Raw genomic sequence first — 10,749 nt, forward strand, 5'->3', positions numbered from 1 at the left:
GGACGCCCTGTGCGCACTCGCCGGACGACCGGCGTCCCCCTGCGGGCCTCATCCCGTACGTCGCGTCCACCGGCAGGTGCTCCAAGCAGTGGGGTCCTTGCTGCCGGGCGCGCTGCAGCCAGGCGATGTGAGCGCGGCCACGGACGTGCACGCGGGCCTCTTGAACGTCCAAGTCCCGCCCCAGGCGGATGCGGCCGCCCTCTGCATCCGCCGCACGGTCGACGACCTCGGATCATCCGACCTGTGGGAGCTGGCCCGCGGCACCGCCCTTACCCGGGACGATCTCACGTGGGGCGCTGGCGCGACCCTGGCGGAGGGACGTCTCGGGAACAGAGACCTTCTGGACGAACTCGCCGCGCACACTCTCGCGGAGGAGATCGCCGAACGGCCCCCGTGCCACTGGGGCCGACACCACGCCGATGCGGTACGCGCCGCGCTGTACCGGAGCCTGGCCGACCTCGCGGATGCCCTTCTGGAAGTGTCGGAGTCGACCCCGACACCCCTGGACTGGACTGCCGACGACAACAGCGAGAGGTACGCCACCGCGGTGATCGACGGGGTGGCATACGGCCTACTGATCCAGACGGTGCAGAACGCGTCCTCGGCCGCCGAGCCCGTCTGGTACCACCCCGCGCTCCCTGCCGCACGCACCGTCTGGCAGTGGCGGATCGCGAGCGGGCCGGCCGACGGTGCCTCCCACGGCTGTGGACCCTTCCCCTCCGCGCTCGCGGCACGGCACGCCGCCGAGTGCGCGATCACGGCACTTGCCACCGGGAGATGTGCCCTGTGAGCAGCCAGTCGGCACGTGGACCTGCGCCGCACCCACACCGCGCCCTGTCGCTGACAGAACATTTCGGCCTTTTCCTGGCAGGTCCGGGCGCATCTGTGCGCCTGGCCAGATCTGACCCGAGCCGGAGAGGATGCTTACTGCGGCAGTTCGGCTGTTCGTTCCGGGTGGGCTGCGGCGACGTATCGCATGGCCGTCTGCTCGGTGATGCCGAACAGACGCATGAGCTTGAGGGGATCGGCGGTCTCGAACGCCTCGTTGAGGATCCGGTCCTGGCGTAGCCGTCCAGTGTCAGCCCTTTGGGGAGGACTCCCTGAAGCAGGCCGATGCTGACGGCCGGCTGGTCGGGGCCGAGTGCGCTTTTCTGACTGACCAGCAGGTGGGGGTTGGTGGAAGCGGGCCATCGGTGGTGGCCGTAGGTCAGCCACTCGGAGGCGAGCTGGTGGGTGAACTCCTCCAGACAGAGCCACTGCGTGGACGGCGACCAGGGCGATGGCGAGGCGCTCGAGCGGAGTGGTGACCTGGTCGAGCAGGCCGGCGAGCACGTCGCTGGGAACGGACTGCGGCACTCCCTTCAGGTCGCCGACGGGCAGGTTCCGGGTGGGGTCGCGGAAGATCACTCGCTTGGCCGTCGACGGCCTTTTCAACTTGGTCCTGGGTGAGCTCCCGTCCTTGGCGGCGGCCTTGGCCACAAAGTGAGCCGGCGCTTCGTCAGCGGCCCGGACCGCACCGGAGCCCCAACGCTGGAGCCGATCCTGCAGCCGCTCGAACGCGAGCCGGCCGTGCTCCCGCACGACGAGTTCACCGTCCAGAGCGGTCGCATCCGGCAGCTGCCCGGCCCCGGCCACGACCTCCGGAAACGCCGGGCCCATCTCGGTGCCGCGCCTGGAGCGCAGCACCACCTTCCCCGCGTCGATGCAGACCAGCGCCCGGAACCCATCCCATTTCAACTCCGCGGCCCACCCCGGCCGCAGACGGGGCTCGGGCACGGGCGCGCTCAGCATCGGTTCCGCAGCGTCCACATCACGCACCATGCCTTCCACCGCGACAGACGGCCGTTCGAGCGCTCTGGCCTGAGCGTGGCAAACGTCCTGTTCAAGCCTTCCTTGATCACCACGTGTGCTGCTGTGCGGACCGATTGTCAGTGCCTGCTGTCACCATGGGCGGTCCGGTTGCTTCGAGGGGGAGGCATCTATGCCTTTGGTACGCCCGTATGTGCGCTCTGACGGGACGCCGGTTCGTGGACATTCGCGGTGGCCGGCCGGCGCGAGACGGGAAATGACGATCTTCGCCGGGTTTGCCTTAGCCGTGGTGGTGTTAGGCAACGGCAACGCGACGGCGGGGAGTGGAGACGCGGCTCCGCGGCCGCAGCCGACCGTGCAGTATCCGATCCGGTTCGACGACGCCCCGCCGCCGCGGAATGTGCAGCCGCGGCCTACGGTGTCGTATCCCGTCCGGTTCCCTGAGACTGAGGGGACCCGGTGACGCGGCGGCGGCGGCCGCCGGCACGGCGGCGTACCCGGCGCGCGAGCAAGCGGCAGCAGCAGAAGGATGCTCAGCTGATCGCCTTTGCTGTGGTGGCGGCAGCGGTCATCGGACTGGTGGTGATGGTGGTCAACTGGCTGCTGGCCCACTGGTGGGTCCTCCTCGTCGCCCTGGTGCTCACCGTGCTCGGCGGCATCGGCTGGCTCTCCCACCGTCAGCAGCAGGCCCGCTGGGAGGCTGTCCGCGCGCAGGGCCTGCGCTACGGGCTGGAGCAGCTGGACGCGCTGCATCACGCCAAATTCGAAGAGGCGGTCCGGGACCTGATGCGCCGGGACGGCTGCCGGGACGCCCAGCGGGTCGGAGGGGGCGGCGACCTGGGCGCGGACGTGAAGGCCACGGACCCGCTCGGCCGGCGCTGGGTGATCCAGTGCAAGCACCGCCGTCACGGCGCTCGCGGTTCGGCGGTGGGCACGCCGGATCTGCAGGTGCTCAACGGGACGGCCCGGCCGGTGCACGGGGCGGACGTCGCGGTGCTCGTGACGAACGGCAGGGTGACCGCGCCGGCCGTGGACTTCGCCAAGCAGCAGCGGCTGCACGTGGTGGACCGCCAGATGCTGGCCGTGTGGGCGTCGGGCTCACGGCCGTTGTGGGAGCTGCTGCGGGCCGTACCGCCCCCCAGGCGGCCAACGTCTCTGAGCTGAAAAAGGCGGCTTGTCAGCCTCGGGGGCGAGCCTGTGGCCTGCGATGGGCGCTCGACCGCCGGGCCTTGGCCCACCAGCCGGTCATCAGCGTCCGGCCGCCGGCGGGCAGGGTGAGGTGTAAACGCTCGGGTCATCCCCTCAGCTCTCCTGCCGCCGTCCTCGTCGGTGTGGAGGACTACGCGCCAGCCCACCTCGGCCGCTGCTTACCGGATGTCGGTGATGGCCTGGCTGAGCGGCCGGCGCAGGGTCGGCGGGGTGGTGAGGAAGCAGTCCCGGCATCGGTCGAGCCAGCGCGGGCCGTGGACCGGGTCGTGGACGACGCCGCTGCTGCGGGACGGCTGACCGCAGGCGGAGCATGGCGGCTCCTGCTGCATGCGTTCCCAGACCTCGGTGAACCGCGGCTCAGCCGATGCGGGGCACAGTGCGGCCGGGTCGACGCCGAGCTTGCGGGCCGCCTGGCAGAGGTTCATGGGTCTCCTCTGCCCCTCTGGGTGCGCGGGGCAGCCCACCTCCTAGAATCGAACTTGTGAACGATTTGCCGCCGGATCTGCCGCGCCTCCGCACCCTGGAGACCTGGCTCATCCTGACCCTGGACCGGGTACGGCGACAGATCGCGGACGCAGAGCGGCGCGAGGAGGAGCTCCAGCGCGGCATCGCCGCCCGGCCACCAGTACCGGACTGGCTGATCGAGCGGGGCCTGTCCGGCAGGGGCGCGGTCTACGTCCACGTCGGCGGCTGCTGGAATGCCGGGAAGCGCTCGAAGGGCGTCACCCAGGAGCAGGCACTGCACGCCCTCGCGGAGGGGGTCAAGCCCTGCCCGCAGTGCGAGCCCGACAACGCTCTGGGGTTCCTCGACTAAGCGCTGCGCGGCCGTCGCCCGGACGTCTTCTTGGCCGCGGCCTTCTTCGTGGTCCTCTTCGCGGCGGCCTCCTCGGCCGGCTCCTTCTTCGCGGCTTTCTTCTTCGGCAGTTCGTGCACGTCGGCGTCCTCGCCGCGGGAAGCCCTGGCCTTCTGCGCGGACTCGGTCAGCGCGGCCATCAGGTAGACGATCTGCCCCGGCGCCGCCTCCGGCTCCTGAAGCTTCGGCGGCTCGCGATGCTCCCGCTTCGCTTCGATGATCCGGGAGAGGGCCTCGGTGTCCGAACTCCGTCGATCTCGTAGCTCGTGTCGGTCCGCCCGGGGGTGCGACAGCCAGACCTCCACCTGGTGGCCACGCTCGACCAGAGGACGGAGCATCGAGTGCAGCATCCACTCCATCGGCGTATTCCGGTGGGTAGCCGTACACCCGCGCCACGATCGACATGCGCCGCCCTGCTGATGCCGCGGCCAGCCGGTACGGACGGGATGCCACCGTGTCCAGCTGAAGAACCCCCCCGGCAGTGGCGTTACGAAGCACCGCACGTACCGGACGAAGCGGGCATGCATGCACCCTCGCCGGTTCGAGCGGACTTCCATTCAGCCCGGGCACAGCGAAGCGGAGCCAGACCTTGTGGGGGAAACCACCGCTAAGTGGCCTGCTGAGGCACGACCGGCACGAACGGCTCACAGCCACCTTGCTCGCGCTGGTCGCGAACCGGCCACAGGGCCGCGCGCTCGATGCCGGTATCGCTCCGGCCTCGGCCGAGGCCGGACCCATCGTCAACGCCCTCACCGCTCGTTACGCGGAAACCTTCGGCCGGGCAGACGACGCCGACTTGCGTCACTGGCTGCTGACGCGCCTGGAGATCGTCGGCGAACCCCGCGCGGAGCGCTACTGGCACCTGCTGGCCGTCATCAACGGATGGCCCGTCCTGCCCAGTCTGGCGCCGGTGTTCACATGGTTCGCAGAAGCCCTGCGCGCTCACACTCCGCAGCAGTCCCGGGTGCAGTAGTCCCACGCCTGCCGATCGCTCAGATCCTCGCGGCTTGGAGCAGGCCGCGAGGGTCTCGGAGCGTTCGACAAGGTGGCCGCCCTCGAAGCGGACTCCGGCGCGGACAAGGGCGACCGTCCCGGCCCGGGCCCGGCGGGCCGTCGGGTTCCAAGAACCGCCACCCGGCACGGCCTGGTTACCCAGGCCATCGGCCGCACACGACGCCACCCAGGGCCAGGGTGGTGCCGATCGAACTGAGGTCCTGAACCTGTGGCGGTGGCAGTCTCGGTTCCTGGACTGAGTCGGCTCCAGACCGCCACGGTGGTCACCGTCTCCGCTCCACGCCGCGTTCATCTCGTCAAGCGTTAAGGCCGGGGCGCCCACTGCGGCGGAGGCGCGCCGAGGACGGGGGACCGGTTCCGGGGGCGGTGGCCGCTGGTACCGGTCAGGGAGAACCCTGCGGGCGGGGCCGGCGCCGGGTGGCGTGGAGGGAGCCGAGCAGGCCCAGGGCCTGGGCGCTGGGGCTGCCCGGTTCGGCGTGGTAGATGACGAGCTGCTGGCCGGGCGCGTCGCGTACGTCGAAGGCCTGGTAGGTGAGGGTGAGGGGACCGACGTCCGGGTGGCGCAGGTGTTTGGCGTCCTGAGTTTTGCCGCGCACGGTGTGGGCGTTCCAGAGGCGGGTGAACGTGGCGCTGTGCTCGGTGAGGGTGCGGACCAGGGCGCGCAGCCGTGGGGCGTTCGGGTCGAAGCCTGCTGCGTGGCGCAGGTTGGCGACGGTGGCCTGGGCCGCCCGGTCCCAGTCCGTGTAGAAGTGCTGGCCCGCGGGGTCGAGGAACGTCATGCGCGCCAGGTTGTCCGCCGGGTCGAACGGGGCGTAGAGGGCATCGGCCAGGGTGTTGGTTGCGAGGATGTCCAGGGTCCGGTCGAAGACGAAGGCGGGGGTGTTCGGGTAGCCGTCCATCAGCTGACGCAGCGCTGGACTGACTTGCTCGGCGGTGTGCGCGGCGAGCTGGTGGCCCGGTGTGGCCCCTGCCAGTCGGTACAGGTGCGCGCGGTCGTCGGTGCCGAGCCGCAGCGCGCGGGTGAGGGCGTCGAGCACCTGGGGTGAGGGGTTGCGCTCTCGCCCCTGTTCCAGGCGGGCGTAGTAGTCGGTGTTCACTCCGCTCAGGACGGCGACCTCCTCGCGGCGCAGTCCGGCGACCTTGCGGGTCCCGTAGCTCGCCATGCCGACGTCCTGCGGCCCCAGGTCGGCGCGGCGTGCGCGGAGGAAGTCACCCAGGTGGTTGTCGGCCGTGCGTTCAGACATGTGTTCAGCGTAGGCGGGGGCACCGAGCTCTGCCTGGGTGTGCCGCACCCAGGCAGAACGCAACCTGGCCGAGGGCCACCTGCCTGCCCATTCTCGGTGGGGCGCGACCAATACGAGGGAAGCGCCCTGATCGAGGAGTACCGAAGAGAGGAGCCCGCCATGGACGGGATGGCTGGAGGCGATCGGCAGGCCCCCGAGTTCGCCGGGAAGGTCGCTGTCGTCACAGGGGGCGCGCGGGGCGTGGGCAGGGAGACAGTGGCGCTGCTGAGCGCTCGTGGCGCCCATGTCGTCGCCGTCGACCTGCGCCCGGAGACCGAGGCCTTGCCGGACGAATTTCCCGGCGTCCTGCCGGTGACCGGTGATGTGACGCGGGAGGAGACCGCCGCCCGGGCCGTTGAGAGGGCCGTCGACGCCTTCGGCGGGCTGGACATCCTGGTGAACAACGCCGGGCGCACCCTGAACAAGCCCGTCACCGACACCACCGCCGAGGACTGGGACGCGGTGATGGCGGTCAACGCCCGCGGTTCCTTCTTCTTCGCCCGCGAGGCTTTCCGGGCCATGAGGGCCCGCGGCGGCGGAGCCATCGTCAGCACCGGCTCCTACACGTGCACCGTCGCCCTGCCCGAGGGCGCTGCCTACAGCGCCTCCAAGGGCGCTCTGGCCCAGCTGACCAAGGTGCTCGCTGTGGAGGGCGGGCCCCTGGGCATCCGCGCCAACCTCGTCGCCGCGGGCGTGATCGAGACCGACTTTCTCGACACGTTCCGCTCCGACAGCCGCGCATACCTGGCGTCCTTCGCCGACGCACAGCCTCTGGGCCGGGTGGCGCAGCCCGCGGAGATCGCCGAGGTCCTGTGCTTCCTCGCATCATCGCGCTCCAGTTTCGTCACGGGAGCCGTGGTCGCCGCCGACGGCGGCTTCACCGCGCTCTGATCCGGCACACGGGATACCGAGCACACCAGCACTAGACACGGAATCGAGGGAATTACCGCCATGACGGGACGTCTGACAGGAAAGACAGCGCTGATCACGGGCGCGACGGGCGGCATCGGGCGGGCCACCGCGGAGCTGTTCGCCCGCGAAGGAGCACGTCTCCTGGTCACCGACGCCGCCGCCGGCGCCGCGGCGGACCTGGCGGCACGGCTGGAGAGCAGCGGCGCCGAGGCCGTGGGCATCGGCCTGGACGTGTCGTCGCACCAGCAGTGGAACGAGGCCATCGCCCAGGTCGCGCAGCACTTCGGAGGGCTGGACGTGTTGGTGAACATCGCGGGCATCGTGGACTGGCCCGGCATCGAGGACGCCGATCCGCAGGTGTGGGACCGGGTGATCGCCGTCAATCAGACCGGCACCTGGCTGGGCATGAAGACCGCCATGCCGCTGCTGCGCGCCAACGGCAACGGCTCGGTGGTCAACACCTCGTCCGTCCTGGGGCTGATCGGCAGCGGGGCCGCCGCCGCGTACCAGGCGTCCAAGGGAGCCGTACGCCTGCTGACCAAGACCGCCGCGGTGGAGTACGCGACTCGGGGCGTGCGCGTGAACTCCGTGCACCCGGGAGTCATCGCCACTCCGATGATCCAGGAGATCCTCGACAACGAAGGGGACCAGCAGCCCGACATCGTACGGACCCCGATGCGGCGCGCCGGCCGCCCTGAGGAGATCGCCCCCACAATGCTGTTCCTGGCCAGCGACGAATCCTCGTTCGTCACCGGGGCGGAGTTCGTCGTCGACGGCGGGCTCACCGCACACTGACCCGACGGCTCTTCGCAGCCCGGACGCACCTCATACCGGCGCAGAGCCCGGGTGAACGGCGAGTACGCACCCTCGCAACCAAGCCCGCGCCCCTCGTCGAACAGTGTGGTCGCCCACAGACGCCGCTGACCGGGTGCTCGCATGCCGGTCCAGGAGGGCTCAGCTGGTCGGCACCGGTTTCCTCGTCCAGCCGGCGGTGGCGCCTTTCGGGCCAGGCGCCTGGTCATGAGGGTGATGGCGGCTCAGGTGATCAGAGTCTCGGAGTGCTGGATGAGCCGTTCGTAGTCCCTCGCGTGGCGGCGTGCGTGCATCATCCACGCGAGCGACCTCTCGATGGCCCAGCGGCGCAGCACGATGAAGCCGGAGGCGCCCGAGATCACCATCCACGATCAAGCCGGTCAGCCGTCCCAAGGACCGCGCTTGCGGAGCAGGCGGCCCCGGTTCAGCCTGCCAGCTGCTGGAGCCATTCGCGGAGCAGCGCCGTCTCGGTGTCTCGCAGAGGTACCCCGGTTCCCGCAGCCGGGGGCCCTGGTGGTGAGCGCGGTTTCCAGTGCGGCATCGAGGGCGAGTGCGCGCGCGGCCAGGTCCGACCCGGATGAGGCTGGCGGGTCCGTGGTGATCGAGGCGATGACGGTGTCCCGCAGCCGTGCCGAAGTGGTCAGGTCCCGACGGGACTGATGCACCGGCGGTGCCGGTCGACGCGGCGGCTTGCCGCCCGACAGCTCTCACAACCGGTCGGCCCAGCGTGAGGGAACGGACCCCGGGGGAACCCCCGAGCCCCTCCGACGGCCCGGACTCCCGCTGAACCGACGCGGGCCCGTCGTTTCCCGCGCCGCCCAGCCGCTCCTGGCCGGCCGCCGAGCCGGTCAGGAGGCCCTGGCCAGAGCGAGGACGACGTTGTGTCCACCGAAGCCGAAGGAGTGGCTGACGGCGATACGGACGTCCTGTCGGCGGGGCTCCTTGGTGACGCAGTCGATGTCGAATCCCGGAGCCGGGGCGTCCAGGTTCGCGATCGGGGGCACCGTGCCGTGCTGAAGGGTGAGCACGGTCAGCGCCGCCTCCACGGCGCCCGCCGCGCCCAGGCTGTGGCCGAGCACGCCCTTGGGTGCCGTGACACTGGGGCGGTGCGGCAGCAGCCGGGCGATCAGGGCCGACTCGGCGGCGTCGTTGGCCAGTGTGGAGGTGCCGTGGGCGTTGACGTGGTCGACGTCGTGCGGAGCCAGACCCGCGTCCTCCAGAGCGGTGCGCAGCGCCGCCTCCGCGCCCCGGCCGTCCGGGGCGGGCGCGGTGGGGTGGTGGGCGTCCGAGGTGCTGCCGCAGCCCACCAGCAGGGCGCGGACACGGGCACCGCGGGTGGCCGCGTCCGCGGTCCGCTCCAGTACGAGGACGCCGGCGCCTTCCGCCATGACGAAGCCGTCACGGTCGGCGGCGAAGGGCCGGGACGCGCCGGTGACCGCGTCGGTGCGCCGGGACAGCGCGCCTGCGCGCCAGAAGCCCGTAGTGGCCAGCGGGGTGACGGCGGCTTCGGTGGCTCCGGCCACCGCGATGTCGCACCGGCCGGCGGCGAGGAGGTCGCGGGCGACGGCGACGGCGGTGGCGCCGGAGGCACAGGCGGTGGACGGGGCGAGGCCGGGGCCGCGGGCCCCGAGGTCGATGGAGACCTCCCCGGCCGCCATGTTCGGGATGATCTGAGGGATGGTGAGCGCGGAGACCATGTCGGCGCCCCGTTCCGTCAGCCGCCTGGCCTGTTCCTCGCGCACCGCGTCCGCTCCCAGCCCGCAGCCGATGACGACGGCGACCCGGTCGCCGTCCCACGTCCGGGCACGGAGGCCGGCGTCGTGCACCGCCTCGCGGGCGGCGAGCACCGCCAGCACGGCGTTGCGTGACATGCGCCAGGCGGTGCGGCCGACGCGCCGGTCCAGGTCGTCGCGGCACAGCGGGACGCGGCAGGAGAAGTCCACGGGAAGGCCGGCCAGCGCCGGATCGTGCGCGGCTGCGGTGCCCGCGCCGCGGCGGACCGTGTCCCAGGTGGCGCCGGTGTTCCCCCCGGCGGGGGTGATCAGGCCGAGGCCGGTGACGGCGACGGGCTCGGTCACGAGGAGGCCACCGCCCCGGTGTCACCCGCGCGCAAGGTGTCGAGGTGGTCGACGACCTGCGCGACGGTCGTGCTCCGGGAGGCGTACGCGCTGTCGATCTTCACCCCGAAGCGCTCGTGCACGATGAGCACCAGCTCCGTCAGGGCCAGGGAGTCCAGGTCCAGTTGCTCCAGCGTGAGGTCGGGCCGGATCTCGTCCTGGGGGATGCGGAAGGCGCTGCTCAGGATGGAGCGGATGGTGTCGTAGGTGTCCGGCACGGTGTCTCCTCGCTGTCGTTCGAGATGGAGAGGGTGAGCTCGGCGATACCGGCGTCGAATCCGACCGGCGGTGCGAAGTCCAGGTCGCGGCGGGCCGCAGTGAGGTCGAAGTAGTGCGGATGCAGCAGCTCCGCGACCAGGAAGCGGCTCAGGGCATGGGTGCGGGTACTGCGTGCCGCGCGCAGGAGCGTGTCACCGACCGCGGCCCCGATGGTGGCGAGCCGGGGCGGTACGGCGCACCAGCGGGCGTCGATGCCGGCGGCCCGCAGGAAGTGCCGGGTGATCTCGCGCAGCGGACGCGGGTCGCCCTGACCGATGAAGTAGGGGCGGCCGCCCGCCGTCTGCGGCGATCGCCGCAGGCTGTCCAGTGCGAGCAGGTGGGCGTGGGCGGCGGTACGGACATGGGCGGTGTCGACGAGGTTACCGCCGTCACCGGGCATCAGCAGGCGGCCCGCCCGCACGGTGCGCGCGAGAGCGGGGGCGAAATGGGGGTCGTCGGGCCCCCAGATGATGTGCGGGCG

12 protein-coding genes and 3 pseudogenes are annotated in these 10,749 nt (G+C 71.5%); 6 read left to right on the plus strand and 9 right to left on the minus strand.

Annotation, left to right across the window (positions count from 1 at the left end; translation table 11 throughout):
• Positions 1 to 127: 127 nt before the first annotated feature.
• Positions 128 to 790, plus strand: coding sequence for a hypothetical protein (locus CCL05_RS10865; protein ID WP_167409543.1), 663 nt, complete (start codon positions 128 to 130; stop codon positions 788 to 790).
• A 134-nt stretch (positions 791 to 924) separates the two neighbouring features.
• On the opposite strand, the pseudogene CCL05_RS47445 reads toward CCL05_RS10865, so the two are convergent.
• A pseudogene (locus CCL05_RS47445) lies at positions 925 to 1,434 on the minus strand (hypothetical protein); the annotation flags it as partial.
• Positions 1,435 to 1,587: 153 nt separating this feature from the next.
• A pseudogene (locus tag CCL05_RS47450) lies at positions 1,588 to 1,821 on the minus strand (ATP-dependent DNA ligase); the annotation flags it as partial.
• Positions 1,822 to 2,268: 447 nt separating this feature from the next.
• On the opposite strand from CCL05_RS47450, the gene CCL05_RS10885 reads away from it, so the two are divergent.
• On the plus strand, positions 2,269 to 2,973 hold the full coding sequence (locus tag CCL05_RS10885) for a restriction endonuclease (protein WP_086560303.1): 705 nt from the start codon (positions 2,269 to 2,271) through the stop codon (positions 2,971 to 2,973).
• A gap of 203 nt (positions 2,974 to 3,176) precedes the next feature.
• On the opposite strand, the gene CCL05_RS10890 is transcribed toward CCL05_RS10885, so the two are convergent.
• Positions 3,177 to 3,443, minus strand: a complete 267-nt coding sequence (locus tag CCL05_RS10890) for a hypothetical protein (protein ID WP_086560304.1) — start codon at positions 3,441 to 3,443, stop codon at positions 3,177 to 3,179.
• Between the two features lie 56 nt (positions 3,444 to 3,499).
• On the opposite strand from CCL05_RS10890, the gene CCL05_RS10895 reads away from it, so the two are divergent.
• Positions 3,500 to 3,832, plus strand: a complete 333-nt coding sequence (locus tag CCL05_RS10895; protein ID WP_086560305.1) for a DUF6233 domain-containing protein — start codon at positions 3,500 to 3,502, stop codon at positions 3,830 to 3,832.
• Here the strand turns inward: CCL05_RS10895 and CCL05_RS46075 are convergent.
• Positions 3,829 to 4,209 (minus strand): hypothetical protein, encoded by a 381-nt coding sequence (locus CCL05_RS46075; protein ID WP_244204240.1) that lies wholly within the window; start codon positions 4,207 to 4,209, stop codon positions 3,829 to 3,831. The two genes, CCL05_RS10895 and CCL05_RS46075, sit on opposite strands and share 4 nt — an antisense overlap.
• Before the next feature lie 317 nt (positions 4,210 to 4,526).
• Between CCL05_RS46075 and CCL05_RS10905 the strand changes: the two genes are divergently transcribed.
• Positions 4,527 to 4,844, plus strand: coding sequence for a hypothetical protein (locus CCL05_RS10905; protein WP_208641452.1), 318 nt, complete (start codon positions 4,527 to 4,529; stop codon positions 4,842 to 4,844).
• Between the two features lie 424 nt (positions 4,845 to 5,268).
• Here CCL05_RS10905 and CCL05_RS10910 read toward each other — a convergent pair whose 3' ends face one another.
• The gene (locus tag CCL05_RS10910; protein ID WP_086560314.1) at positions 5,269 to 6,129 is read right to left on the minus strand and encodes a helix-turn-helix transcriptional regulator; all 861 of its coding nucleotides are present in this window, start codon (positions 6,127 to 6,129) and stop codon (positions 5,269 to 5,271) included.
• A 159-nt stretch (positions 6,130 to 6,288) separates the two neighbouring features.
• Here CCL05_RS10910 and CCL05_RS10915 point away from each other — a divergent pair, with 159 nt between their 5' ends.
• Positions 6,289 to 7,059: an SDR family NAD(P)-dependent oxidoreductase gene (locus tag CCL05_RS10915; protein WP_244204241.1), complete on the plus strand. Its 771-nt coding sequence runs from the start codon at positions 6,289 to 6,291 to the stop codon at positions 7,057 to 7,059.
• Positions 7,060 to 7,119: 60 nt separating this feature from the next.
• Positions 7,120 to 7,875 carry an SDR family NAD(P)-dependent oxidoreductase gene (locus CCL05_RS10920; RefSeq protein ID WP_086560307.1) on the plus strand — a complete coding sequence of 252 codons (756 nt, stop codon included), beginning with the start codon at positions 7,120 to 7,122 and terminating at the stop codon, positions 7,873 to 7,875.
• A 162-nt stretch (positions 7,876 to 8,037) separates the two neighbouring features.
• Here CCL05_RS10920 and CCL05_RS43895 read toward each other — a convergent pair.
• The 4 genes and pseudogenes from CCL05_RS43895 to CCL05_RS10950 form a co-directional block, all read right to left on the minus strand.
• A pseudogene (locus tag CCL05_RS43895) lies at positions 8,038 to 8,240 on the minus strand (IS5-like element IS4811 family transposase); the annotation flags it as partial.
• 501 nt (positions 8,241 to 8,741) lie between these two features.
• On the minus strand, positions 8,742 to 9,971 hold the full coding sequence (locus CCL05_RS10940; protein WP_086560309.1) for a beta-ketoacyl-[acyl-carrier-protein] synthase family protein: 1,230 nt from the start codon (positions 9,969 to 9,971) through the stop codon (positions 8,742 to 8,744).
• Positions 9,968 to 10,228: an acyl carrier protein gene (locus tag CCL05_RS10945; RefSeq protein ID WP_086560310.1), complete on the minus strand. Its 261-nt coding sequence runs from the start codon at positions 10,226 to 10,228 to the stop codon at positions 9,968 to 9,970. The genes CCL05_RS10940 and CCL05_RS10945 overlap by 4 nt, the downstream gene beginning before the upstream one ends.
• Positions 10,192 to 10,749: Rossmann-fold NAD(P)-binding domain-containing protein (locus tag CCL05_RS10950; protein ID WP_483025070.1), on the minus strand; the 558-nt coding region annotated here is incomplete at its 5' end. The genes CCL05_RS10945 and CCL05_RS10950, both read right to left, overlap by 37 nt.

Origin of the sequence: Streptomyces africanus (assembly GCF_002150735.1) — a bacterium.
GTDB lineage: Bacteria > Actinomycetota > Actinomycetes > Streptomycetales > Streptomycetaceae > Streptomyces > Streptomyces africanus.

What these genes read in the sequence shown, in the direction of transcription:
- CCL05_RS10890 (WP_086560304.1), bottom strand. Translation starts at nt 3,443, where the DNA reads ATGAACCTCTGCCAGGCGGCCCGCAAGCTCGGCGTCGACCCGGCCGCA.
- CCL05_RS46075 (WP_244204240.1), bottom strand. Translation starts at nt 4,209, where the DNA reads ATGCTCCGTCCTCTGGTCGAGCGTGGCCACCAGGTGGAGGTCTGGCTG.
- CCL05_RS10910 (WP_086560314.1), bottom strand. Translation starts at nt 6,129, where the DNA reads ATGTCTGAACGCACGGCCGACAACCACCTGGGTGACTTCCTCCGCGCA.
- CCL05_RS10915 (WP_244204241.1), top strand. Translation starts at nt 6,289, where the DNA reads ATGGACGGGATGGCTGGAGGCGATCGGCAGGCCCCCGAGTTCGCCGGG.
- CCL05_RS10920 (WP_086560307.1), top strand. Translation starts at nt 7,120, where the DNA reads ATGACGGGACGTCTGACAGGAAAGACAGCGCTGATCACGGGCGCGACG.